The 23,814-nt window shown below is 72.6% G+C and carries 25 protein-coding genes; 14 read left to right on the forward strand and 11 right to left on the reverse strand.

All coding sequences use genetic code 11. The features are described from left to right. Positions 1-151: 151 nt before the first annotated feature. Positions 152-742: a DUF4291 domain-containing protein gene (locus tag AB0O21_RS21195; protein WP_365172699.1), complete on the forward strand. Its 591-nt coding sequence runs from the start codon at positions 152-154 to the stop codon at positions 740-742. A gap of 252 nt (positions 743-994) precedes the next feature. Then, a complete protein-coding gene (locus tag AB0O21_RS21200) occupies positions 995-1,183 on the forward strand; it encodes a hypothetical protein (protein WP_365172700.1) in 189 nt (62 codons plus the stop codon). 83 nt (positions 1,184-1,266) lie between these two features. Here AB0O21_RS21200 and AB0O21_RS21205 read toward each other — a convergent pair whose 3' ends face one another. Continuing rightward, positions 1,267-1,719 (reverse strand): GNAT family N-acetyltransferase, encoded by a 453-nt coding sequence (locus AB0O21_RS21205; protein WP_365172702.1) that lies wholly within the window; start codon positions 1,717-1,719, stop codon positions 1,267-1,269. A gap of 159 nt (positions 1,720-1,878) precedes the next feature. Here AB0O21_RS21205 and AB0O21_RS21210 point away from each other — a divergent pair, with 159 nt between their 5' ends. Further along, positions 1,879-3,522 (forward strand): DNA repair helicase XPB, encoded by a 1,644-nt coding sequence (locus AB0O21_RS21210; protein WP_365172704.1) that lies wholly within the window; start codon positions 1,879-1,881, stop codon positions 3,520-3,522. Between the two features lie 106 nt (positions 3,523-3,628). On the opposite strand, the gene AB0O21_RS21215 is transcribed toward AB0O21_RS21210, so the two are convergent. Next, positions 3,629-3,814, reverse strand: a complete 186-nt coding sequence (locus AB0O21_RS21215; RefSeq protein ID WP_365172705.1) for a hypothetical protein — start codon at positions 3,812-3,814, stop codon at positions 3,629-3,631. Positions 3,815-4,207: 393 nt separating this feature from the next. Between AB0O21_RS21215 and AB0O21_RS21220 the strand changes: the two genes are divergently transcribed. Further along, positions 4,208-6,214 carry an AAA family ATPase gene (locus AB0O21_RS21220; RefSeq protein WP_365172883.1) on the forward strand — a complete coding sequence of 669 codons (2,007 nt, stop codon included), beginning with the start codon at positions 4,208-4,210 and terminating at the stop codon, positions 6,212-6,214. Between the two features lie 215 nt (positions 6,215-6,429). Here AB0O21_RS21220 and AB0O21_RS21225 read toward each other — a convergent pair whose 3' ends face one another. Further along, positions 6,430-7,116 carry a copper homeostasis protein CutC gene (locus AB0O21_RS21225; protein WP_365172706.1) on the reverse strand — a complete coding sequence of 229 codons (687 nt, stop codon included), beginning with the start codon at positions 7,114-7,116 and terminating at the stop codon, positions 6,430-6,432. Between the two features lie 109 nt (positions 7,117-7,225). Between AB0O21_RS21225 and AB0O21_RS21230 the strand changes: the two genes are divergently transcribed. Together AB0O21_RS21230 and AB0O21_RS21235 are read left to right on the forward strand one after the other, a co-directional pair. Continuing rightward, on the forward strand, positions 7,226-7,897 hold the full coding sequence (locus tag AB0O21_RS21230; protein WP_365172707.1) for a hypothetical protein: 672 nt from the start codon (positions 7,226-7,228) through the stop codon (positions 7,895-7,897). Between the two features lie 108 nt (positions 7,898-8,005). Further along, positions 8,006-9,238 (forward strand): Cmx/CmrA family chloramphenicol efflux MFS transporter, encoded by a 1,233-nt coding sequence (locus AB0O21_RS21235; protein ID WP_365172884.1) that lies wholly within the window; start codon positions 8,006-8,008, stop codon positions 9,236-9,238. Between the two features lie 145 nt (positions 9,239-9,383). Here the strand turns inward: AB0O21_RS21235 and AB0O21_RS21240 are convergent, their stop codons facing one another. After that, positions 9,384-9,653, reverse strand: coding sequence for a DUF4031 domain-containing protein (locus tag AB0O21_RS21240; RefSeq protein ID WP_365172709.1), 270 nt, complete (start codon positions 9,651-9,653; stop codon positions 9,384-9,386). Positions 9,654-9,660: 7 nt separating this feature from the next. Continuing rightward, complete coding sequence (locus AB0O21_RS21245; RefSeq protein WP_365172710.1) at positions 9,661-10,038, reverse strand: hypothetical protein; 378 nt, start codon at positions 10,036-10,038, stop codon at positions 9,661-9,663. 298 nt (positions 10,039-10,336) lie between these two features. Between AB0O21_RS21245 and AB0O21_RS21250 the strand changes: the two genes are divergently transcribed. Genes AB0O21_RS21250 through AB0O21_RS21260 form a run of 3 tightly spaced genes read left to right on the forward strand, consistent with a single transcriptional unit; the run spans position 10,337 to position 13,657 of the window. Further along, positions 10,337-11,191, forward strand: a complete 855-nt coding sequence (locus AB0O21_RS21250; RefSeq protein WP_365172885.1) for a MurR/RpiR family transcriptional regulator — start codon at positions 10,337-10,339, stop codon at positions 11,189-11,191. A gap of 17 nt (positions 11,192-11,208) precedes the next feature. Further along, entirely contained in the window at positions 11,209-12,141 is a 933-nt protein-coding gene (gene murQ, locus AB0O21_RS21255; RefSeq protein ID WP_365172711.1) for an N-acetylmuramic acid 6-phosphate etherase, read from the forward strand. Between the two features lie 37 nt (positions 12,142-12,178). Continuing rightward, positions 12,179-13,657: a PTS transporter subunit EIIC gene (locus AB0O21_RS21260; RefSeq protein WP_365172713.1), complete on the forward strand. Its 1,479-nt coding sequence runs from the start codon at positions 12,179-12,181 to the stop codon at positions 13,655-13,657. Positions 13,658-13,764: 107 nt separating this feature from the next. Here the strand turns inward: AB0O21_RS21260 and AB0O21_RS21265 are convergent, their stop codons facing one another. Then, on the reverse strand, positions 13,765-14,838 hold the full coding sequence (locus tag AB0O21_RS21265; protein ID WP_365172714.1) for an alkene reductase: 1,074 nt from the start codon (positions 14,836-14,838) through the stop codon (positions 13,765-13,767). A 307-nt stretch (positions 14,839-15,145) separates the two neighbouring features. Here AB0O21_RS21265 and AB0O21_RS21270 point away from each other — a divergent pair, with 307 nt between their 5' ends. The 4 genes from AB0O21_RS21270 to AB0O21_RS21285 all read left to right on the forward strand — a co-directional run bounded on the left by AB0O21_RS21270 (position 15,146) and on the right by AB0O21_RS21285 (position 17,261). Next, complete coding sequence (locus AB0O21_RS21270; protein ID WP_365172886.1) at positions 15,146-15,619, forward strand: MarR family winged helix-turn-helix transcriptional regulator; 474 nt, start codon at positions 15,146-15,148, stop codon at positions 15,617-15,619. A 7-nt stretch (positions 15,620-15,626) separates the two neighbouring features. Further along, the gene (locus AB0O21_RS21275; protein ID WP_365172716.1) at positions 15,627-16,217 is read left to right on the forward strand and encodes a GNAT family protein; all 591 of its coding nucleotides are present in this window, start codon (positions 15,627-15,629) and stop codon (positions 16,215-16,217) included. Continuing rightward, positions 16,214-16,372, forward strand: coding sequence for a hypothetical protein (locus AB0O21_RS21280; protein WP_365172718.1), 159 nt, complete (start codon positions 16,214-16,216; stop codon positions 16,370-16,372). Before AB0O21_RS21275 ends, AB0O21_RS21280 begins: the two co-directional genes overlap by 4 nt. Before the next feature lie 91 nt (positions 16,373-16,463). Then, positions 16,464-17,261 carry a hypothetical protein gene (locus tag AB0O21_RS21285; RefSeq protein ID WP_365172719.1) on the forward strand — a complete coding sequence of 266 codons (798 nt, stop codon included), beginning with the start codon at positions 16,464-16,466 and terminating at the stop codon, positions 17,259-17,261. A gap of 14 nt (positions 17,262-17,275) precedes the next feature. On the opposite strand, the gene AB0O21_RS21290 is transcribed toward AB0O21_RS21285, so the two are convergent. Both AB0O21_RS21290 and AB0O21_RS21295 read right to left on the reverse strand, forming a co-directional pair. Then, positions 17,276-17,617 carry a HopJ type III effector protein gene (locus AB0O21_RS21290; RefSeq protein WP_365172721.1) on the reverse strand — a complete coding sequence of 114 codons (342 nt, stop codon included), beginning with the start codon at positions 17,615-17,617 and terminating at the stop codon, positions 17,276-17,278. An 84-nt stretch (positions 17,618-17,701) separates the two neighbouring features. Continuing rightward, the gene (locus tag AB0O21_RS21295) at positions 17,702-19,144 is read right to left on the reverse strand and encodes a hypothetical protein (protein WP_365172723.1); all 1,443 of its coding nucleotides are present in this window, start codon (positions 19,142-19,144) and stop codon (positions 17,702-17,704) included. 141 nt (positions 19,145-19,285) lie between these two features. On the opposite strand from AB0O21_RS21295, the gene AB0O21_RS21300 reads away from it, so the two are divergent. After that, positions 19,286-19,489, forward strand: coding sequence for a hypothetical protein (locus tag AB0O21_RS21300; protein WP_365172725.1), 204 nt, complete (start codon positions 19,286-19,288; stop codon positions 19,487-19,489). Between the two features lie 55 nt (positions 19,490-19,544). On the opposite strand, the gene AB0O21_RS21305 is transcribed toward AB0O21_RS21300, so the two are convergent. The 3 genes from AB0O21_RS21305 to groL all read right to left on the reverse strand — a co-directional run bounded on the left by AB0O21_RS21305 (position 19,545) and on the right by groL (position 23,473). Next, positions 19,545-20,987, reverse strand: a complete 1,443-nt coding sequence (locus AB0O21_RS21305; RefSeq protein WP_365172726.1) for a PQQ-binding-like beta-propeller repeat protein — start codon at positions 20,985-20,987, stop codon at positions 19,545-19,547. Between the two features lie 55 nt (positions 20,988-21,042). Then, entirely contained in the window at positions 21,043-21,654 is a 612-nt protein-coding gene (locus AB0O21_RS21310) for a phosphoribosylanthranilate isomerase (protein ID WP_365172727.1), read from the reverse strand. Positions 21,655-21,850: 196 nt separating this feature from the next. Further along, positions 21,851-23,473, reverse strand: a complete 1,623-nt coding sequence (gene groL, locus AB0O21_RS21315; RefSeq protein ID WP_365172729.1) for a chaperonin GroEL — start codon at positions 23,471-23,473, stop codon at positions 21,851-21,853. Between the last annotated feature and the right edge of the window lie 341 nt (positions 23,474-23,814).

Genomic DNA, 23,814 nt, shown 5'->3' on the forward strand with positions numbered 1-23,814 from the left:
GCCCGCGGCCCCCCGCCGGGGCGGCGGGGGGGGGCCCCGCCGGGCCGGCCCCCCCCCCCCCCCCCCCCGCAACGGCGCCGCACCCGCCCCGCCCCGCCCCGCCGGGAAAACGGCTGGCGGCCTGCCCCAACCACCCCGCACCCTAAGCCGCATGCAAGACGTACCCACCCGCCAGATCCGAGCCGCGCACACCGACACCACCGTCACGGTCTACCAGGCCTACTCCCCCTCCCTCGGCCTCCCCGCGGCGCGAGACGGCCGCTTCCCGCCCGCCTGGAAGCGCGAGCGGATGACTTGGATCAAGCCCTCGTTCCTGTGGATGATGTACCGCTGCGGCTGGGCCGCGAAGGCCGACCAGGAGACGGTGCTGGCCGTCGAGATCACCCGCGCCGGCTTCGACCGCGCGCTGCACGAGGCCTGCCTGTCCCACTACGCCCCCAGCGTGCACGCGGACCGCGCGGCCTGGCGGGAGTCGGTGCGGACGACGTCGGCGCGGGTCCAGTGGGATCCGGAGCGCGACCTCCACCTCGGCCCCCTCCCGTACCGCTCGCTCCAGCTGGGCCTCTCGGGCCCGCTCTCCCGCGCGTACGCCGACGAGTGGACGGTCTCCATCCGCGACGTCACCCCCCTCGCCCGGGAGATCCACGGCCTCCTCCGATCCGGCGAGCCGGACGCGGCCCGGGCCCTGCTGCCCGCGGAAACCCCGTACGCCTCGGGCCCGTTGCCTCACCTCGGCGCGTAGTCGATCCGCCCGCCGTCGAACGGCCACACCTCCGCGAGCCAGCGGCTGACGGCCTCGTACACCTCGGCGTCGAGGTGCGCCCGGTCGGCGCGCACCCAGTGGCTGACGACGACCCGCCCGGCATCCTCGCGGGAGGGGTGGATGTACAGGCATCCGATGACCTAGGCGGCCGCTCCGTCGCCCCCGTCCAGCACGCTGTACGGGTGCTCAGCGCCGTCGACTTCACCCCACCGCCACCGCTCGGGAAGCGTGATGCGCTGGGGCGAGACGCTGCTCGGGGTGCTCAGCGAGGCCGGCATCGGGCCCCAGGAGCGGATCATCGCCCTGCGGGCCCTGCTCGCCTACGTGATCGGCGCGGTCCAGCAGGAACACCTCGGCGCCCTCTCCGGCGCGGGCACACGGCCATCGCCGCCCTACCGCCGGAAGAGTTCCCGCACATGACGCAGGCCGCCCACGGCGCCCCGACCCTCACCCCGGACCAGGAGTTCCGCGGCGGCCTGGTGCTGCTCGTACGCGGCCTCGCCTCACGCTAGTTCGAGGTCGATGAACGGCACGGTGTCCCCGGGCAGCAGGTAGCGCTCGACCTCCACGAACCCCTGCGCGAGCGCGAACCGCAGCCCCTCCGGGTTGGACTCCAGGACCACGGTCTGAATCCGCTCGGCCCCGAGCTCCCGCGCCCGCGCCAGCCCGAGCCCGTACAGCCGCGTGCCGAAGCCGCGCCGCCGGTACTCGGGCAGCACCCGCGCGATCACGGTGGCCACGGCCGCCTCGCCCTCGGGCGGCCGGACGGTCATGCACCCCACCAGCTCCGCACCGAGGTACGCCACCTCCAGCCGATGGCGCCCGGCCCGGTCCCGGACCTCGTCCGGGGACAGCGGGTCCGTCGGGATGATCAGGTTGTGGACGATCCGCCAGTCCCGCTGCGCGGCCTCATCGCCGGCCTCATCGCCGACCACCTCGATACGAAGATCAGACATCAGCATCCGCCCACCCAACCCGCCCCCGCACCCACCCGTCAACGGCTTCGCCCACCGCTTCGCCCACCCAGAACCACCCCGCACGCCCGGCGATACGGCAGACTGGAGGTTTGGCCGCCCGCGCCCGGGCGGACCACCCCATGCCGGAAAGGGACGTGCGTGAACGGGCCTCTCATCGTCCAGAGCGACAAGACCCTCCTCCTGGAGGTCGACCACGAGCTCGCCGGAGCCGCGCGCCGCGCCATCGCGCCCTTCGCCGAGCTGGAGCGGGCTCCCGAGCACATCCACACCTACCGGATCACCCCGCTCGGCCTGTGGAACGCCCGGGCCGCGGGGCACGACGCCGAGCAGGTCGTCGACGCGCTCGTCGAGTACTCCCGCTACCCCGTCCCGCACGCGCTGCTCGTCGACGTCGCGGAGACCATGGCCCGGTACGGGCGCCTCACCCTCTCCAAGCACCCCGTGCACGGGCTGGTCCTGACCAGCACGGACCGGCCGGTGCTGGAGGAGATCCTGCGGTCCAAGCGGATCACCCCGCTCGTCGGGGCCCGGCTCGACGCCGACACCGTGGCCGTGCACCCCTCCGAGCGCGGGCAGATCAAGCAGACGCTGCTCAAGCTGGGCTGGCCGGCCGAGGACCTCGCCGGGTACGTGGACGGCGAGGCCCACCCGATCGACCTGGCCGAGGACGGCTGGGCGCTGCGCCCGTACCAGCAGCAGGCCGTCGAGGGCTTCTGGCACGGCGGCTCCGGCGTGGTCGTGCTGCCCTGCGGCGCCGGCAAGACGCTGGTCGGCGCCGGGGCGATGGCGAAGGCCAAGGCGACGACGCTGATCCTCGTCACGAACACCGTCTCGGCCCGCCAGTGGAAGCACGAGCTGGTGAAGCGGACCTCGCTCACGGAGGAGGAGATCGGCGAGTACTCCGGCACCCGCAAGGAGATCCGCCCCGTCACCATCGCCACGTACCAGGTCCTCACGACCAAGCGGAAGGGCGTCTACCCGCACCTGGAGCTCTTCGACTCCCGGGACTGGGGCCTGATCGTCTACGACGAGGTGCACCTGCTGCCCGCGCCGGTCTTCAAGTTCACCGCCGACCTCCAGGCCCGCCGGCGGCTCGGCCTGACGGCCACGCTGGTCCGTGAGGACGGGCGCGAGTCGGACGTCTTCTCGCTCATCGGGCCGAAGCGGTTCGACGCGCCGTGGAAGGAGATCGAGGCGCAGGGCTACATCGCCCCGGCGGACTGCGTCGAGGTCCGCGTGAACCTCACCGAGAGCGAGCGGCTCGCGTACGCGACCGCCGAGACGGAGGAGAAGTACCGCTTCTGCGCGACGACCGCGACGAAGCGGAAGGTCACCGAGGCGCTGGTCCGCAAGCACAAGGGCGAGCAGACCCTGGTGATCGGCCAGTACATCGACCAGCTCGACGAGCTGGGCGAGCACCTGGACGCCCCCGTCATCAAGGGCGAGACGTCGAACGCGCAGCGGGAGAAGCTGTTCAACGCCTTCCGTGAGGGCGAGATCAGCGTGCTGGTGGTGTCGAAGGTCGCGAACTTCTCCATCGACCTGCCGGAGGCGACGGTCGCCATCCAGGTGTCGGGCACCTTCGGCTCCCGCCAGGAGGAGGCACAGCGCCTGGGCCGCGTCCTGCGCCCGAAGGCGGACGGCCACGAGGCCCGCTTCTACTCGGTCGTCGCGCGCGACACCATCGACCAGGACTTCGCGGCCCACCGCCAGCGCTTCCTGGCCGAACAGGGCTACGCGTACCGGATCATGGACGCGGACGAGCTGCTGGCGGCGGACTGACAGGCCACATCCAGCCCCTGCCGGCGCTTGAGGCGCGGGGGTCCGGGGGCAGCGCCCCCGGCAGCGGCGCCGCACAGGCGGACGTACCCGGTGGCCGGACCGGAGGTCAGCGGCGTATGACGCCCGCGTCCTCGGCGTATTCGCCCAGGACGACGACGCTCACGGCAGCCGCGGCGAAGACCTTCGCCGCGCGCAGCGCATTGCCGACGAAGTGCCGGGGCGGGGTGTCGGAGGTGGCGGTGGCGCCGCTCGGGCGGCCGCCCTGGATCGGGGTGAAGGTTGCGGTGCTCATGTATCCATGGTGCGTTTTCGGCCGCCGCACCACATCGGTCTGCGGACGGAACCTCAAGGCCCCCCGCGTCCTCCTCGGGGCCCATGCGACACCCCGGTGCCCCTCCCCAAAGGGTGACAACCCCAGGTACGACACCCGGACGGAGGACCCGGGCGGGCGGGACTTCCGGCCCCCGCAATCCGTTCGCGCCGGCCCGCCGCGGTGACTAGAATCTCCGCTCTTGCCGCCTCCCACCGCCCCACCGGGGAGAGCCGCCCTCCGGCCGGAAACCGGCGGGCCAACTGTTCCGTACCAGCAGCTGGAGGCAGTCCCGTGCCCGCGCACGCCCCCGACACCGATCCCCTCGGCCGCGAGAGGTCGCACCTCGCCGCCTCCCGCGCCGCGCTCCGCGCCATGCGCGAGGACGTGGAGGCCCTCGACATCCGCGACGTCACCGCGAACTGGGTCAACGCCATCGTCCTCCAGGCCCAGATCGACGACCGCATCAAGGCCCTCGCCGACCTCTCCCACACCCCCCTCTTCTTCGGCCGCCTGGACTACCTGCACGCGCCCGGCGCGGAGCTCGCCGAAGGCGCCGAGGGGGAGCAGTTCTACATCGGCCGCCGCCATGTCCACGACGCCGGCGGCGACCCGATGGTCATCGACTGGCGCGCGCCCGTCTCCCAGCCGTTCTACCGGGCCTCCAAGACCGACCCGCAGGACGTCTCGCTGCGCCGCCGCTTCGGCTACACCGGCGGGGAGCTGACCGCCTACGAGGACGAGCACCTCTCCGACCCCGCCGCTGTGACACCATCCGGCTCCGCCGGGGGACCCGCCGTCAGCAAGCTGCTCCAGCAGGAGATCGAGCGCCCGCGCGTCGGCCCCATGCGGGACATCGTCGCGACGATCCAGCCCGAGCAGGACGAGATCGTCCGCTCCGGGCTGTCCGGTTCCGTCTGCGTGCAGGGCGGCCCCGGCACCGGGAAGACGGCAGTCGGCCTGCACCGGGTCGCGTACCTGCTGTACGCGCACCGCGACCGCCTCGCCCGTACCGGCACGCTCGTCATCGGGCCGAACCGTTCCTTCCTGCACTACATCGAGCAGGTGCTGCCCGCGCTGGGCGAGCTGGAGGTCAAGCAGGCCACCGTCGACGACCTGGTGGCCCGCGAGGGCCTGGAGGTACGCGGTACGGACGCCGCCGAAACCGCCGTGGTCAAGGGCGACGCCCGGATGGCGGAGGTGCTGCGCCGCGCCCTCGAATCGCACGTCACGGCCCCCACCGAGGCGCTGATGGTGGTGCGCGGTTCACGCCGCTGGCGCGTGCCGTCGTACGAGCTGGCCGAGATGGTCGAGGAGCTCCAGAACCGCGACATCCGCTACGGGGCCGCCCGCGAGGCGCTCCCGCAGCGCATCGCGCACGCGGTCCTGGTGCGGATGGAGCAGGCGGGCGAGGCGCCGGACGACCGCGTCCAGGACGCGGTGGCGCGGGGCGCGGCGGTGAAGGCGGCGGTCAAGGAGATCTGGCCGCCGGTCGACCCGGCGAAGCTGGTGCTCCGCCTCCTGTCCGACCCGGAGTTCCTGGCGCTGCACGCGGCGGGCGTCCTCGACGAGGACGAGCAGAAGCTGCTGGTGTGGCCGAAGCCGTTCCGCAGCGTGAAGTCGGCGAAGTGGTCGGCGGCGGACCTGGTCCTGATCGACGAGGCGGCCGATTTGGTGGAGCGCACCCACTCCCTCGGCCATGTGGTCCTCGACGAGGCGCAGGACCTGTCCCCGATGCAGTACCGGGCGGTGGGGCGGCGCTGCACGACGGGCTCGGCGACGGTACTGGGCGACCTCGCGCAGGGCACCACCCCGTGGGCCACGCGGGACTGGGACGAGGCCCTGGCCCACCTGGGCAAGCCGCAGGCGGTGGTCGAGGAGCTGACGGCGGGCTTCCGCGTGCCGCGCGAGGTGATCGCGTACGCGTCCCGGCTGCTGCCGTCGATCTCGCCGGGGCTGGCGGCGGTCTCCTCGGTCCGCGAGACGCCGGGCTCCCTGCGGATCTCCGCGGTGGCCGGGCCGTCCGACCTCACGGACTCGGTGCTGTCGGCCTGCCGCGAGTCCCTCGCGTACGAGGGCTCGATCGGCCTGATCGCGGCGGACGCCCGGATCCCGGACCTGGCGGAGGCCCTGCGGGCGGCGGGCCTCGCGTACCTTTCGCCCGGCGAGGAGACGACGGCCGAGTCCCGTCTGACCCTTGTGCCCGCCTCGCTCGCCAAGGGCCTGGAGTACGACTACGTGGTCCTGGACGAGCCGGCCGCGATCGTGGACGGCGAACCGGACGAGCGGACGGGCCTGCGCCGCCTGTACGTCTGCCTCACCCGAGCCGTCTCAGGCCTGACCCTCCTCCACGCGGCCGCCCTCCCGGAGGCCCTCGCCTGACCGCTGCCGGGTGCCGGGTGCGGGGTGCCGGGTGCGGGGTGCCGGGTGCGGGGTGCCGGGTGCGGGGCGGCAAGCCTGAAATGCCGCTCCGCGGCACCTGGGCTCCGCCCAGACCCGCTCCTCAAACGCCGGAGGGGCTGGATTTCGCTGACGTAGACCGCCAAGTGCACGTCGCGCCTCCCAGCCCCGCCGGGCGAAACAGCCGGCCCGCAGGGTCAGGCCAAGGCGGCCCGCCATTCCGCGACGGCCGCCGCCGAGACCGGGCGCCCCCACCCGTCGGGACGCGCCGCTCCGCCGATGTGGAAGGCGTCCACCCCCGCGCCCCGCAGCACCGGCAGGTGCGACAGCGCCAGGCCGCCGCCGACGAGGATCCGCGCCCCGTACCCCGGTTCGCCCGCCCGCGCCGCCTCCGCGAGGAGCACCGGCAGGCCCTCGTCAACGCCGGCCGCCGAGCCGGCCGTCAGGTAGGTGTCCAGCCCGGGCAGATCCGCGAGCGCCTTGCGCAGCCCGTCCCGGTCCGCCGCGCGGTCGATCGCCCGGTGGAAGGTCCACCGGCAGCCGTCCAGTTCCGCCACCAGCGCCTCGACGGCGGCCAGGTCGGGGCTGCCGTCCGAGTTCAGGAAGCCGAGGACGAACTCCTGCGCCCCCTCCGCCCGCAGCTCCCGCGCCGCCTCCACCAGTACGGAGACGTCGCCCGCCGCGAACCCGTCCGTCTTGCGGAGCATCACGCGCAGCGGGATGTCGACCGCCGCCCTGATCGCCGCGAAGGTCTCGCGCGGCGGGGTGAGCCCGTCGGCGGCGATGTCGGTGACCACTTCGAGTCGGTCCGCCCCACCGGCCTGGGCCGCGATCGCGTCCTCCACGTCGAGGGCGATCACCTCCAGGAGCGCACGGTTGCTCATCAGATGCCGTCCTTCGTCCGGTAATGGAAAATAGGTCTAGTCCAATATCAGGGTACGGGTCTCCGCCCGCGCTCCACCAGCACAATCACGCCACCCGCACAATGTGCGCATGGACACAGGCACCCCGCACGACGACACCCCCGCACTGCGCGCCCGCTGGCAGGCCACCGTCACCGCGGCCGGAGCCGACCCCGACCGCGACCCCGGCCCGTACGCCGACCGCCTCCTCGCCGCCTGGGCGGAGCCCCAGCGCCGCTACCACACCACCGCGCACCTGGCCGACGTACTCGCGCGGATCGACGTACTGGCCCCGCACGCCGCCGACCCCGCGGCCGTCCGGCTCGCGGCCTGGTTCCACGACGCCGTGTACCGGCCCGACCGCTCCGAGAACGAGGAGCGCAGCGCCGCCATGGCCGAGCGCGCCCTGCCCGAGCTGGGCGTGGACGCCGCGCGCACCGCCGAGGTTGCCCGGCTGGTCCGGCTCACCGTCACCCACGACCCCGCCCCCGGCGACACCAACGGCGAGGCCCTCTGCGACGCCGACCTCGCCGTCCTCGCCGGCACCCCGGACGCCTACGCGGCGTACGCGGCCGCCGTCCGCGACGAGTACGGCTTCGTCCCCGACGAGGCCTTCCGCACCGGCCGCGCCGCCGTACTGCGCCAGCTGCTCGGCCTGCCGCGGCTCTACCGCACGCCGTACGGAGCCGCGCACTGGGAGGCCCCGGCGCGCGCCAACCTCGCGGGAGAGCTTTCCCACCTGGAGGAAATACGGGGAATTTGATCCCGTTCACGGCGGTTGGTCACAGTCATGCCCGCCGATGCCGCACGCCCCGCACCGACCGCACACCCCACTCACCCCGACCAGGCCGAGCGCTCCGAGCGCCCCCGCATGCCCGTGGCCGTCTACGTCCTCGGGCTGTCGGTCTTCGCGCTCGGCACCAGCGAGTTCATGCTGTCCGGGCTGCTGCCGCCCATCGCCGAGGACATGGGCGTCACCATCCCCCAGGCGGGCCTGCTCATATCCGCCTTCGCGATCGGCATGGTCATCGGGGCGCCGCTGCTGGCCGTGGCCACCCTGCGCCTCCCGCGCCGCACCACGCTCGTCGCCCTGATCTCCCTCTTCGGCCTCGGCCAGGTCGCGGGCGCCCTCGCCCCCTCCTACGAGCTCCTCTTCGCCTCCCGCGTGGTCTCGGCCCTCGCGTGCGCGGGCTTCTGGGCCGTCGGCGCGGCCGTCGCCATCGCCATGGTGGACAAGGACCAGCGGGCCCGGGCGATGGCCGTCATGATCGGCGGCCTGTCCATCGCGAACGTCCTCGGCGTCCCGGCGGGCGCGTTCCTCGGCGAGCACCTGGGCTGGCGCTCCGCGTTCTGGGCGGTCGGCGCGGCCTCCGCGATCGCCCTGGCCGGCATCCTGGCGCTGATCCCGAAGATCCCCCTCCCCGCCGAGCGCCCCACCCTCGGACGCGAACTGCGCATCTACCGCGACCGCCAGGTGTGGCTGGCGGTCGGCGTCACCACCCTCGCCGGGGGCGGCGTCTTCTGCGCCTTCAGCTACCTGTCACCGCTGCTCACGGACGTGGCCGGGCTCGACTCGGGCTGGGTCCCCTGGATCCTCGGCCTCTTCGGCATCGGCGCCCTCGTCGGCACCACCATCGGCGGCCGGGTCGCGGACGCGCACCTCTTCGGCGTCATGATCTGGGGCATCACCGCGTCCACGGCGTTCCTGACCGCGCTCGCCCTCCTGGCCTCCACGGCCGTCGCGGCGATCACCCTGTCCTTCCTCCTGGGCGTCTCGGCCTTCTTCACCGCCCCGGCGCTCAACGCCCGCATGTTCAACGTCGCCGGCGCCGCCCCCACCCTGGCCGGCGCCACCACCACGGCCGCCTTCAACCTCGGCAACACGGGCGGCCCCTGGCTCGGCGGCACCGTCATCGACGCGGGCCTCGGCTTCGCCGCCACCGCCTGGGCGGGCGCGGCGATGACCCTCACGGCCATCGCCCTGGCCGTCATCGCCCTCCGCCTGGACCGCCGCGTCCCGGGCCGCGTGGTGGCCTCCGGCCCGGCCGCATCGGCCGCACCGGCCTCGGCGGCTGCCCCGGCCGAGGCCTCCGCACACGCGTGACCGTCCCGCCCGATCCGGGTCCGGCGAATGCCCGGATCAGGCCTGGCGGCCGGGCACGCTCTGCCCTACCTTGTTGCCTCCGCGCCGTACGGCGGCAGCGGCGACGGGAGCCGGCACGCGGGTGCTGCTGACGGCCTGAGGCCGCCTACACCAGCGGGCGCCCCTTCGGGCGGCGCAGGCCCGCGGCCGTGAGGCGGCGGACCAGTTCCTTGCTGCCGATCTCCACCGCGCCCGCCGCGACCGCGTCGGCGTAGCGGTGCGAGGGCACGTCGTAGTGGTCGCGTTCGAAGGCGCGCGGCGGGCAGCCTATCGACGCGGCGAAGGCGTGCAGTTCCTCGTACGAGACGTCGCTGACCAGGTGTGACCACATGCGGCCGTGGCCCGGCCAGGTCGGCGGGTCGATGTACACCGTCACCGGCGGCTCACCGGCCCGGGTGGAAGACCGGCCCGAGGGCGCCGACGGCCGCCACCCTCACGCCCGCCTCCGAACACACCCAGTGCGGGTCGGGTCCCAGTTCCGGCTCCACGTCCAGCGCGTGCGGGTCGCCGTGCCCGCAGACCGGGCAGAGCGGCCAGCGGCCGTACTTCTCCAGCAGTGCGTCCTGCACGTCCTGGGCGACGAGTCCGGCAAGGTAGTCGACCCCCTCCGGCCACTGCTCCACCCACCACCGGCGGTGCGTGACCGAGTCCTCGACGAGGGAGACGACATCGGCATCGGCGACCTCGCCGGCGGCGAGATCGGCGAGAACAAGTGCACGGGCGACGTGCAGCGCCTGTTCCAGGGGGGTCGCGTGGTCCATGGGCCCATTGTGAACCCGCGAGGGCCCGGTGACGAAGGTCCTCTTCTCGGGGGCCGAATGGCGCCTTGCCGCCCAGGGCGGCTGAAAATAGATTTCACGTGTGAGCAGGAACCAGAAGGAAACTTTCAGCCCGCTGCGGCAGCCTTCCGCAGCCCCTGCGGACCCCGCCGGTACGCAGGCCGCCCACACGGAGCCCGCCGGGGCCGGAGCCGGAGCCGGCGCCGGCGCCGAAGCCGGGGGCCGGACCAGCCCGCACCCGCCGGACCAGCCCGCCCCGCCGGCTCCGCCGGCCACCGCGTTGCGGGCGCGCGTGCGGAGTCTCGGGCCCTCCATGACCCGGTCCATGCAGTCCGTCGCCGAAGCCGTCGTCTCCGATCCCGCCGGGTGCGCGCAGCTCACCGTCACCGCCCTCGCGGAGCGCACCGGGACCAGCGAGGCCACCGTCGTCCGCACCGCCCGCCTCCTCGGCTACCCCGGCTACCGCGACCTGCGCCTCGCGCTCGCCGCCCTCGCCGCGCAGCAGGAGTCCGGCGCCGCCCCCGCCGTCACCGTCGACATAGCCGTCGACGACCCCCTCGCGGAGGTCGTCGCCAAGCTGGCGCACGAGGAGGCGCAGACCCTCGCCGACACCGCCGCCGGCCTCGACCTCACCCAGCTCGGCGCCGCCGTCGCCGCCCTCGCGGCCGCCCGCCGCATCGACATCTACGGCATCGGCGCCTCCGCCCTCGTCGGCCAGGACCTCGCGCAGAAGCTGCTGCGCATCGGGCTGATCGCGCACGCCCACAGCGACCCCCACCTGGCCGTCACCAACGCCGTCCAGCTGCGCCCCGGCGACGTGGCCGTCGCCATCACCCACTCCGGCTCCACAGGCGACGTGATCGAGCCGCTCCGTACGGCCTTCGAGGGCGGCGCCACCACCATCGCCCTCACCGGCCGCCCGAACGCGCCCGTCTCCCGCTACGCCGACCACGTCCTGGCGACCTCCGCCGCCCGCGAGACCGCGCTGCGCCCGGCCGCCATGTCGAGCCGGACCAGTCAGCTCCTCGTCGTCGACTGCCTGTTCGTCGCCGTCGCGCAGCAGACGTACGAGCGGGCCGCGCCCGCGCTCGCAGCCTCGTACGAGGCCCTCGCCCACCGCCACTCCGCCCGCTAGGAAGGCACCGCACCCACATGACCGCGTACGCCGAACTCCGCGCCCAGCTCGCCACCCTGACCACCGAGGCCTTCCGCCCCGAACTCGCCGAGATCGACCGGCTGTCCACCCTCGACATCGCCCGCACCATGAACGCCGAGGACGCCACCGTCCCGGCAGCCGTCGCCGCGCAGCTCCCGCAGATCGCCGCCGCGATCGACGCGATCGCCGCCCGGATGGCCCGCGGCGGCCGGCTCGTCTACGCGGGCGCCGGCACCGCCGGCCGGATGGGCGTGCTGGACGCCAGCGAGTGCCCGCCCACCTTCAACACCGACCCGGCGGCGGTCGTCGGCCTGATCGCGGGCGGCCCCTCCGCGATGGTGAAGGCCGTCGAGGGCGCCGAGGATTCGCGGGAGCTGGCCGCCGAGGACCTCACCGCGCTCGCCATCGGCCCGGACGACACCGTCATCGGCATCTCCGCCTCCGGCCGGACCCCGTACGCGATCGGGGCCGTCGAGTTCGCCCGTACCCGCGGCGCGCTCGCCGTCGGGCTCTCCTGCAACGCCGGCTCCGCGCTCGCGGCCGCCGCCGAGCACGGCATCGAGGTGGTCGTCGGCCCCGAACTCCTCACCGGCTCCACCCGCCTGAAGGCGGGCACCGCGCAGAAGCTCGTACTCAACCTCATCTCGACGATCACCATGATCCGCCTGGGCAAGACCTACGGGAACCTCATGGTCGACATGCGCTCCTCGAACGAAAAGCTGCGCGCCCGCGCCCGCCGCATCGTGGCGCTGGCCACCGGCGCGCCCGACGAGGAGATCGAGGCCGCGCTGAGGGCCACCGACGGCGAGGTCAAGAACGCCGTCCTCGTCATCCTCGGCGGGGTCGACGGCAACGAGGCCGCCGATCTCCTCGCCGACTCCCACGGCCACCTGCGGGCCGCCCTGGCCGCAGCCGCCCCGACCCACTGACAGGCCGACCACCCCCGCACAGCAAGGCGACCCCCATATGCCTACGGACAAGAACCGCGCCACCGCCGCCGCGATCCTCCCCCTCGTCGGCGGCCCGGACAACATCACCTCCATCGCCCACTGCATGACCCGGCTGCGCATCGCCCTGCGCGACCGCTCGCTCGTCGACGACGAGGCGCTGAAGGCGCTGCCCGCGGTCATGGGCGTGGTCGAGGACGACACCTACCAGATCGTGCTCGGCCCGGGCACCGTCGCCCGGGTGACCCCCGAGTTCGAGGCGCTCGTCGAGGAGGGCCGCTCGGCATCGACGCCGCATGCGGTCACCGCGGAGGAACTCCAGGCCCAGGGCGCGGCGTTGAAGGAAGCGCAGAAGGCGCGCAACGCCACCCCCTTCAAGCTGTTCCTGCGCCGCATCGCGAACATCTTCGTCCCGCTGATCCCGGCCCTGATCGGCTGCGGTGTGATCGCGGGCCTGAACGGCGTCCTCACCAACCTCGGCTGGCTGCCCGCCCTCGTCCCGGCCCTCTCCGCGATGGCGTCCGGGTTCATGTCCCTCATCGCCGTCTTCGTCGGCTACAACACGGCGAAGGAGTTCGGCGGCACGGCCGTCCTGGGCGGTGCGGTCGCCGCCATCATCGTCTTCCCCGGGGTCGCGAAGATCACCGCGTTCGGCCTGGAACTCAAGCCCGGCCAGGGCGGCGTACTGGGCGCCCTGGCGGCCGCCCTGCTCGCGGTGTACGTGGAGAAGTGGTGCCGGCGCTGGGTCCCGGAGGCTCTGGACGTCCTGGTCACCCCCACCCTCACGGTCCTGATCTCGGGCCTGGTCACCCTGTTCGGCCTGATGTTCATCGCCGGTGAGGCCTCCGCCGCCATCGGCACCTTCGCCAACTGGCTGCTCGCCACCGGCGGCGCCTTCGCGGGCCTGGTCCTCGGCGGGCTCTTCCTCCCGCTGGTCATGCTGGGCCTGCACCAGGCCCTCATCCCCATCCACACCACCCTCATCGAGCAGTCCGGCTACACGGTCCTGCTGCCCATCCTCGCCATGGCGGGCGCGGGCCAGGTCGGCGCGGCCATCGCCGTCTACTACCGGCTCCCGCGCAACGGCTCGCTCCGCAGCACCATCAAGTCGGCCCTCCCCGCCGGTTTCCTGGGCGTCGGCGAGCCGCTGATCTACGGCGTCTCCCTCCCCCTGGGCCGCCCCTTCATCACGGCGTGCGTCGGCGGCGCGGCCGGCGGAGCCTTCGTGGGCCTCTTCAACCAGCTGGGCACCGCCTTCGGCTCCACCGCCATCGGCCCCTCGGGCTGGGCCCTGTTCCCGCTCCTGGACGGCAAGTCGGGCATGGGCCTCACCATCGCGATCTACGCGGGCGGCCTGGCCGTCGGCTACCTGGTGGGCTTCGCCGCCACCTACTTCTTCGGCTTCACCAAGGAGATGCTGGCCGAGCTGAACACCGACCCGGAGCCGACCGCGGCCGCCGCGAGCACCGAACCGGCGAAGGAGCCGGCCCTGGCCTGACCCGGGCCCGGCGCCGAGCACGGCGGGGAGCAGCGCGCACGCCTGCTGCTCCCCGCCGAAAGGTGCGTCCGGGCTTAGCTGTTCGGGCAGCCAATCCGCCGATCCGCTCAGCCCAGGGCCGGGTAGTCGGTGTATCCGCGGTGGTCGCCGCCGAAGAACGAGGCGGTGTCCGGGGTGTTGAACGGGCCGCCGGCCGCGAGGCGGGCGGGGAGGTCGGGGTTGGCCAGGAACAGCGCGCCGTAGGCGATCAGGTCCGCCGTGCCGTCCTGGACCAGCTCGAGCTCCCCCGGCCCCGTCACGTCCGCGCCGGTGTACGGGTTGAGGATGAACGTGCCGGGCCACTCCTTGCGCAGCCGCAGGACCAGCTCGCGCTGCCCCTCGGCCTCCAGCTGGTGCAGGTAGGCCAGGCCCAGCGGTGCCAGCCGCTGAACCAGGGCGCTGTACGTCTCGTCGACGTCGTCGCCCTCGGTGATGTCGTTGTACGGGTTGCCGGGGGAGATCCGGAAGCCCACCCGCTCCCCGCCGATGGCCTCGGCCACCGCGGTCGCCACCTCGACGGCGAAGCGGATCCGCCCCTTGACCGAGCCGCCCCAGCCGTCGGTGCGCCGGTTGGAGCCGGGGGCGAGGAACTGGTGGATCAGGTAGCCGTTCGCCCCGTGCAGCTCCACCCCGTCGAAGCCGGCGGCCACCGCGCCCCGCGCCGCGGCGGCGAAGTCCTCGACGGTCCGGGCGATGCCGGCCTCGGTCAGCTCCTCGGGAACGGTCAGGTCCTGCATGCCCTGGTGGGTGAAGACCTGCCCGCGCGCCGCCACCGCGGACGGGGCAACGGGCAGCAGCCCGTCCGGCAGCAGGCTGGGGTGGCCGATCCGGCCGGTGTGCATCAGCTGCGCGAAAATCACGCCGCCCTCGCGGTGGACGGCCTCGGTCACCGGGCGCCAGGCCGCGACCTGCTCCGCGGAGTGCAGGCCCGGGGTGTCGGTGTAGCCCTGGCCGACCACCGAGGGCTGGATGCCCTCGGTGATGATCAGGCCGGCGCTCGCGCGCTGGGCGTAGTAGGTCGCCATGAGGTCCGTGGCGGTCGCCCCCGGGCCGTGGGCGCGGCTGCGGGTCATCGGGGCCATCGCGATGCGGTTGGCCAGGCGCTTGCCCGCGAGCTCGTACGCGTCGAATGCCGTCGTCATGATCACGTTCCTTGTCCTTGAGGTGGCACCGCTCACGCGGATTAACTGTCCGAACAAGTATCTCGCACGCATCCATTCCCGCGCCCATGTGAGCCACGTCACAAATGCTGCCCTCGGGGTGCCCGAACAGGGAGATATGCGGCCGCTCCACGCAGGAACCGGTCGCGATAGGGTGGTTTCTGTCCGAGCAGTTACACGCCGCAACGAGGGACCCATGAGCGAGCCGAAGGACACGACCGGCAGCGACCGACCGGCCACCGACGCGGCCGGGACGGCGGCCGCCCCGTCAGACGCGTCGGTCCCGTCGATGCCGCCGTCGGTCCTGGCCGGCCCCGTCTCCCACGCGATCTTCCGCGTCGCCCGCCTGCACCGCATGCTCGCCCAGCAGCTCCTGCGCCGCGTAGGCCTCCACACCGGCCAGGAACTGGTCATGATGCAGCTGTGGGACCGCGGCCCGCAGCGGCAGACCGACCTCGTGCGCATGCTCGGATCCGACGCCGCCACCATGACCCGCACCATCAGGCGCCTCGAACACGCCGGCTTCGTCCGCCGCAGCCCCTCCGCCACCGACAAGCGCGCCACCATCATCGAACCCACCACCGCCAGCCTCGCGCTGCGCCGCGAGGTGGAGAACATCTGGGCCGAACTCGAAAGCAGCGTCACCGACCACCTGACCCCCGACCAGCAGGCCGAAGCCCTCGAAGTCCTGGCCCGGATCGCGGAGAGCCTCACCCACGCCACGACGGAAAACACCACGGACACCGGGGCGCCTCCGGCATGATGCGTCGATGACCGACGAGATACCCCCCGTGGTCCCGGCGGGCAGACTGGCCGCCCTCCCCCAGCCGGTGTTCGCCCTCCCCGGCGGGATGCTGCTACGCCCGTGGCAGCCGTCCGACGCCCCCGCGCTCGTCGCGGCGTACGAGGACCCGGACATCCGGCACTGGAACCGGCCGGCCCGCCGCACGTTGACGGAAGCGGAGGGCCGGGCCGCGGACTTCCGCGACCTCTGGCAGGCCGAAGAGGCCGCGATCTGGGCGATCGCCCCGGCCGCCGCCCGCCCGGCCGTCGGCCTGATCGGGCTGGCCGACCTCGATCTGCGCGGCGGCAGCGGCGAGTTCCTCTACTGGCTCCTCCCCGCCGGCCGCGGCAGCGGCGCCACGGCCTCGGCCACGACCCGCATCACCCGCTGGGCCTTCGAAGACCTCGGCCTGCACCGCCTGCGCATCACCCACTCCGTACGCAACCCGGCCTCATGCGCCATCGCGACCAAGGCCGGCTTCGCCCTGGAAGGCACGATGCGCGGCGCCCTCCTCCACGCGGACGGCTGGCACGACGAACACCTCCACGCCCGCCTCCGCACCGACACCCCCGCATGAAACTCCCCGAGGCCGCCGCAGCCGCCGCCACCCGACTGGAAGTCGTACGCATCACCGCCGGCCCGGAAGTGCCGCCCGCCCTCGGCCGCCAGTACTTCGACTCGGAGTGCCCGAACGCCCAGTACCTCCGCCTCCGCTTCCGCTCGGGCGACTAGCCGACCCTGATGCGGCGTCAGGGTCGGTTCGGGGTACGCCGAGGGGGCGCCCTGATAGCTCGCGGGGCGGGCGCGGCGGCAGGCTGGGGGCATGGAGATCACCACCGACAAGCGCCCGCAGGCCCTCCGCCGCACGGCCGCCGGCATCGCCTTCGCCGCCGTGCTCGGAGCCGCCACCTTCACGGCGGCCGGGGCCGAGGCCGCCACCGCCGAGCCCGCCGCGCCCGCCGTGCCCGCGTACGACTTCGGCGACTGCCCGGCCATCCCCGCCGGGGTCGACGCGGCCCGCTGGAAGTGCGAAGTCCTCACCGCCACCGGCTCGTTGACCCTCGGCAGCCGCACCCTCCCCGAGCTCGCGCCGATGACCATCACCCACGCCGAGGGCCCCCTGCCCGACGGCACGAACGGCCAGGTCTGGGGCGCCCTGCGCAGCGCGCCGACCGCCGTGCCCGGCGGCATCCTCGGCGGACCCGCCGGGGACCGCAACCCGCGCCTGGCCCTGTCCCTCCAGCCGGAGTACGGCGGCCGGTCCGACTTCTACTCCGTCGGCGAGAACATGGGCCTGTTCACCCTCCGCTTCCGCGCCGTCAGCCCCGCCCTCCCCGACGGCTGCGTCATCGGCGGCGGCGAGACCCCCGTCGAGATCCGCCTCAAGCGCGCGGGGAAGTCCGAGTGGATCTCGAAGAACCCGCCGGTCATCAAGTTCGCCGCGTACGACAACGCGTTCACCGCCCCGCCCGCGACCGGCTGCGGCCCCCTCGGCGGCCTCGTCAACGACCGCCTGGGCCTGCCGGCCGCGACCGGCAACTCCATCGCCCTGTCCGCGCACTACACGTTCAAGACGTACGACCAACTGCCGCCCCGCGCCCGGGCCGTAGCCGGCGGGTGATCAGCCGCCTCCGTTCAGCTCTTGCGGGCCAACGGCTGCCCCGCGAAGCTCACTCCTGCCAGGCCGTGGGCCATCAGGTTGCGGATGTTGGCGTGGTCGGTGTCGTTCGGCGTCGCGAGCACACTGCGATAGTGCTCACCGAATGCAAGCAGCGCTTCCTGGTCGCTCAGCCCTTCCAGCACGGCCAGTCCCAGCGTCTTGCAGGAACCCTCGTTCTCGCCCGCGGCATTTTCCACTTCCCCATTGCGGAAAGCCTGCGGCTGGTACTCGTAATGCGCGGCGATGAAGGCCAAGGTGTCGGCGAACTCGTGCTCACCTGACGCAAGGCTTGCCCGCAGCGAGTTCAGATCAGTCATTTCGTTTCCCTCGGGTTGAACAGACGATCCGATTGCCGTCCGTGACCGGACGACAATACCCAACCGAGAGCTCGTACCACGATGTCAGGGCTGCCCCGAGCCGCCCGAGCCGTCCTGGCCGCCCGAGCCTTCCGCCTTCTCGCTCTCGCCGGAGCGGGCCTGCTCCAGGAGCTCGGGATAGGGCGTCTGCGCCATGGAGCCGCGCACCACCGTCAGCCCGTACCGCTGAATGGCCTTCTTCTTCGCCTTCGGATATCTGCCGTCGAACTCTATCCGTTCACCCGGTGGCGACACGTCCACGACGATGCGCGGATACTGCTCACTGGCCACCCGCCACACGGTGATGAGCTGCCGTCCACGGGTCACGTTCAGGATTTCACTGCTGTTCGAGATCTGGGCCCGGAATCTGTAGTTCGCACCGCGGGGCGCTTTCCCCCTCGCGACTTCCTCTTTGAGGGACTTGCCCCAGACCGCGGAACTCTCATAGGCATCGGACATCTTCATTCTGTCTTTCCTGATCACGTACACCTCGGTCTGAGCCTTGATCGCCTCGAATTTGCGCCCCTCGGGATCCTTGACCTCGACGACCACGTCCTGCTTGATCTCCTCCCCCGGAGTCAGCACGCGGCCCACCGGCGTGACGAAGTCGCCGTCGTAGACCAACTTGAACTGGCCTGTCTTCCCGTCTGACCTGCTGTTCGCGGGGCCGCCGCGGATCCAGTACTTGCTGTCGAGGACGTAGACGGGCACCTCGCCCGAGTTCTTGACGTACAGATGGACCGTCACGTACATCGGCGCCCCCGGCTTCTCCTGGGTCGCCTCCCCGAACTCGGCCCCGCTCTGCACCAGCGGGGTCTTCACGTACGGGACGTAGATCTGCGAATACGCCAGGTTGGAACCGGCGAGAAAGGTGGACACGATCACCCCGATCGCGATCGTCTTGGGGTAGCGGAGCCCCCGCCACACCCCGGATCTGACCAGTACGACCAGGGCCACCGAAGACCAGGCGGCGAGGGCCAGCCCGATCAGCGTGTAGCGGTTGAAGCGCTCGCCGATCTGCAGCAGGAGGAGGGCGACGCTGCACAGGAAGGCGATCACGACCCCGATCAGGACGACCACCCCCGAGTAGCGCCACCGCCGCCTGCCCCAGTAGTCGACGGCCGCCGCGGCGGCCGCCAGTTCCACGATGGACGCGACGAGAACGGTGAATCCCGCGACGCGTCCGCCGTAGGTCAGGGCGTCGCCGCTGTCCGACAGTCCGATGTGGCACAGCGGAACTGCGGTCGCGAGGAGGCCGAAGACCATGACGAAGCCGATGCTGATCCGCTGTACCGGCTTGTCCGGCCAGACGCTGAAGTCTCCGCCGAGCCACTGAATGTCGTGTCCTGGTGCCACACCGGCACGGTCCAGGATTCTCCGGAGCTCCCGCGGGGATCTGGCCCTTCCTACGCGCTTGCCGTCGACCAGGATCTTGCGCAAGCCGAGGTCATCAGGCGCCCCCACGGTCACCTGGGGCGTGTTCGCCATGACACCAGCCTGCCGCTTGTCCGCGACGAGCGCCTCTCGAGCGGGCGCCCGCAAGCACCCTCGCGTCAGGGTGCGCCCGGCGCGGCCCAGGGCGAAGCTGGAGTTGACGTGTTGGTGCCGCTCACATCTGGAGGAGCTCCCATGCGTAGAAGAATTCTCGGATTTGCCGCCGCCATCGTCCTGGCCGTCCTCGGCGCAGCGGTCCCCGCCGCCCAGGCCGCCGCCGTACCGGCCGTCACCGGACCGGAGTGCGAGGCCAAGTCGGGCAGCATCGAGTACGACTCCGACACCGGCCTGGACACCTGCATAGGCGGCGACCACGACGGCGAGCCCATCACCAGCTGAGACGTCGGGTCAGGGCGGACGCACGCCAACACGCGGCGCTCCCAACCGAGTTGGGTCACCACCCCATCACCGGGTTCATGTCGAAGATGGGCGGCAGGGTGCCGCTCTGGTCCAGGTTGACGAAGACGCAATAGCCGGGCGAGGACGGGTAGAACGCGAAACGCGTGCCCAGCGGTGCGTCGCGGAGGACCGCGGACTCCTGCTCCCGCTCGCCGGAGTCCACGTCCAGCCGGGTGAGGTACTTCCACCAGCGGTACGACGTCACCACACCGACCTCACCGGCGGGTCCGGCCGCCAGGCCGTTGACGCTCTCCTTGCCGAACCCCGCGTGCCAGACGCGGTGGCCGTCCGTGAGGGAGTACGCGGACACGCCGCCAGCCTTCCCGTTCTTCACCGGGGTGATCAGCAGCTCGCCGCTCACCACCGGGGCCGGCTGGGACCGCAGGTCCTCCTCCGGGCCCGAGGAGGGCACGGAACCGCGTGCCCGGCCGGTGTCGTCGAACAGCAGCACCGCGTCGGTGCCGCGCGCGGCCGTCTCCGCGACCCGTACGGCGACCGGCCCCGCGGACAGCACCTGCGCCTCGCGCAGCGGGCTCGCCGTGGGGAGCGGGGTCTGCCAACTGCGCGCGCCCGTCCGGGTGTCGACGGCCGTGATCCGTGCCGCCGACGCGCACTGCTCCACGTACAGCGCCCGGTCTCCGGCGCCGTCGAGCGCCATCACCCGGCACTCCCCCGGCACGGGCACGCGCCACCGCTCCACGCCCTCGCGCAGGTCGAGGCCGATCAGGGAGCCGCGCTCCGCGACGACCGCGGTGCCGCCCACCGCCGCCGAGACCGAGGGCGGTGCGAGGTCCTTGGCCCACAGTTTGCGGCCCTCCGCCAGGTCCACGGCCTCGATCTTCGAGCCGCACACCGGCCGGTCCCCCTCGTACGCGACGATCCCGACGTTCGAGGGCGTGCTCCGGCTCAGCGCGCAGACCGCCGCCCGGTCGGGCGCGGACAGCCTCCAGCCCGTACGGCCCTCCCCGTTGAAGGCGACGAGCATGTCCGTGCGGGCCCGTACCACCATCCCCGAAGGCCCGTCCGGCTTCCAGACGCCGACCGGCTTCACCGAGGACGGCCGGTCCGGGGCCTGGTAGCCGAAGACGTCCATCTGCGGGCCGCGCATCCACTCGTACCCGCTCCAGCCCGGCCACAGCGCGGCCAGTGCCACGACGGCGGCGAGGAGTCGGGCCGGCCAGGAGCGGCGGGTGGCCGTGTCCGCCCTGATGCGCGACCACAGCAACCCCGCGGCGATCCCGAGGAGCGGCACGAAGATCAGCAGCCGGCCCATGCCGCGCGGGCAGGTGTCCGAGCTGCACTTGTTGGTCGGCATGTCGGCGACCATCAGTTTCCCGAACAGCACGAGGTACAGCAGCGCCACGGCCGCGAGGCCGGCGGTGACGGCGAGGCACGCGGCCTTGAAGAGCCGCTCGGGCAGTGGTGTTTCGACGTTCATGATCCCCCCGACCGCAGACTAACCGCGGGCGCACTCCCGTACGCCCCTGAGCAGCTCAGCGGCCGCGCGCCGCCTCGATGAACGCGCGGATCAGCTCCGGTGACTTCACCCCGCGCTCGCGCTCCACACCGCTGGACACGTCCACGCCCCACGCGCCGGTCACCTCCACCGCCTCCCGCACATTGCCCGGGGTGAGCCCGCCGGCGAGCAGCCAGCGCCCCTCCGGGGCGGTGAAGTCGGCGGAGCCCCAGTTCCAGGGCTTACCGGAGCCGGGGTCGGGCGCGTCGAGCAGCAGCAGATCCTCGCCGTACTCGCCGCACCGCTCGGCGTGCTCGGCGGTGGCCCGCAGCAGGGTCCGCCCCTCGGCGCGCAGCGCCGCGAAGTCCTCGGGCCCCTCCTCGCCGTGCAGCTGCACGCCCCGCACCCCGCTCTCCTCGGCGAACCGGCGCACCTCCTCGACGGCCTGCCCCCGGAACACCCCGACGGTGAGCACGTTCTCCGGCACCAGCGCGGCGAGCGAGCGGGCGGTGGCGGCATCGACCGTACGGGGGCTGCCTGCCGCGAAGACGAACCCGACGGCATCGGCCCCGGCCGCGACGGCCACCTCGACGTCCCGGGCGGTCCGCAGCCCGCAGATCTTGATGAACACGTCCCTCACGTCAGTCATGCCAGCAGTCAACCACCCGGACCCGCCCCGGCGCGTACGTGCCCGAGGGACGGATAACCGGTTCCGTCCCGCCCGCCGCCGACCGCAAGGCCCGCCGCGTGAAACGCCCGAGGGCGGCACCCCCCTCGTCGGGGAGTGCCGCCCTCGGTACGTGTACGAACAGCCGATCGACCCTGGCCGGAGGCCAGGCGTTCGATCAGAAGTCCATGTCGCCGCCCGGCATGCCGCCGCCGGCAGCGGCGCCGGCCTTCTCGGGCTTGTCGGCGATGACGGCCTCGGTCGTCAGGAACAGGGCCGCGATGGACGCCGCGTTCTGCAGGGCAGAGCGGGTGACCTTCGCCGGGTCGATGATGCCCTCGGCGATCATGTCGACGTACTCGCCGGTCGCGGCGTTCAGGCCGTGGCCGATCGGAAGGTTGCGCACCTTCTCGACGACGACGCCGCCCTCGAGACCACCGTTGACGGCGATCTGCTTCAGCGGGGCCTCCAGCGCGAGCTTCACGGCGTTGGCGCCGGTCGCCTCGTCACCGTTGAGCTCCAGCTTCTCGAAGACCGCGGAGGCCTGCAGCAGGGCCACGCCACCACCGGCGACGATGCCCTCCTCGACGGCCGCCTTCGCGTTGCGAACGGCGTCCTCGATGCGGTGCTTGCGCTCCTTGAGCTCGACCTCGGTCGCGGCACCGGCCTTGATGACGGCCACGCCGCCGGCCAGCTTCGCGAGGCGCTCCTGGAGCTTCTCGCGGTCGTAGTCCGAGTCGGAGTTCTCGATCTCGGCGCGGATCTGGTTCACGCGACCGGCGACCTGGTCGCTGTCACCGGCACCGTCGACGATGGTGGTCTCGTCCTTGGTGATGACGACCTTGCGGGCGCGGCCGAGCAGGTCCAGGCCCGCGTTCTCGAGCTTGAGGCCGACCTCCTCGGAGATGACCGTGCCGCCCGTGAGGATGGCGATGTCGCCGAGCATGGCCTTGCGGCGGTCGCCGAAGCCCGGGGCCTTGACGGCGACGGACTTGAAGGTGCCGCGGATCTTGTTGACGACCAGGGTCGACAGGGCCTCGCCCTCGACGTCCTCGGCGATGATCAGCAGCGGCTTGCCGGACTGCATGACCTTCTCCAGGAGCGGCAGCAGGTCCTTGACCGAGCCGATCTTGGAGTTGACGATCAGGATGTACGGGTCGTCGAGAGCCGACTCCATACGCTCCATGTCGGTGGCGAAGTACGCCGAGATGTAGCCCTTGTCGAAGCGCATGCCCTCGGTGAGCTCCAGCTCCAGACCGAAGGTCTGGGACTCCTCGACGGTGATGACGCCTTCCTTGCCGACCTTGTCCATGGCCTCGGCGATGAGCTCGCCGATCTGGGTGTCGGCGGCGGAGATGGAGGCCGTGGAAGCGATCTGCTCCTTGGTCTCGACATCCTTGGCCTGGGCGAGCAGGGCGGCGGAGACGGCCTCGACGGCCTTCTCGATACCGCGCTTGAGGGCCATCGGGTTGGCACCGGCGGCCACGTTGCGCAGACCCTCGCGGACGAGCGCCTGGGCGAGGACGGTGGCGGTGGTCGTACCGTCGCCGGCGACGTCGTCCGTCTTCTTGGCGACTTCCTTGACCAGCTCGGCGCCGATCTTCTCGTACGGGTCCTCGAGCTCGATCTCCTTGGCGATGGAGACACCATCGTTGGTGATCGTGGGGGCGCCCCACTTCTTCTCAAGGACGACGTTGCGACCCTTGGGGCCAAGGGTGACCTTGACGGCGTCGGCGAGCTGGTTCATCCCACGCTCGAGGCCGCGGCGGGCCTCCTCGTCGAACGCAATGATCTTGGCCATCTGAAGTGGTCCTCCCGGACAGCGGTGGATTGCTCCTGGACCGCGCCCGCGCCCGCGACGGACGGCCTGCGTGCCCGGCGGTTCCTTCCCGCCGGACCCTGCGGGCCTCACCGACCCGGTCCTCGTTCAGTAGCACTCTCAACCGGAGAGTGCTAACGCCAATGATTAGCACTCGACCCCCACGAGTGCAAGCGGCTTGGGGCAACACCGGGCCACGATCCAAGGGACGTACGGCGAACGCACGAGGGGCCCGCATCCCTCCTCGGATGCAGGCCCCTCGTTGTGTATGCGCGTACGCGGGTGCGCGCGTACGTGTCGCGTCGGTGGTCGATCGCTCCGGG

The organism is Streptomyces sp. NPDC091371 (genome assembly GCF_040684275.1).
Classification (GTDB): Bacteria; Actinomycetota; Actinomycetes; order Streptomycetales; family Streptomycetaceae; genus Streptomyces.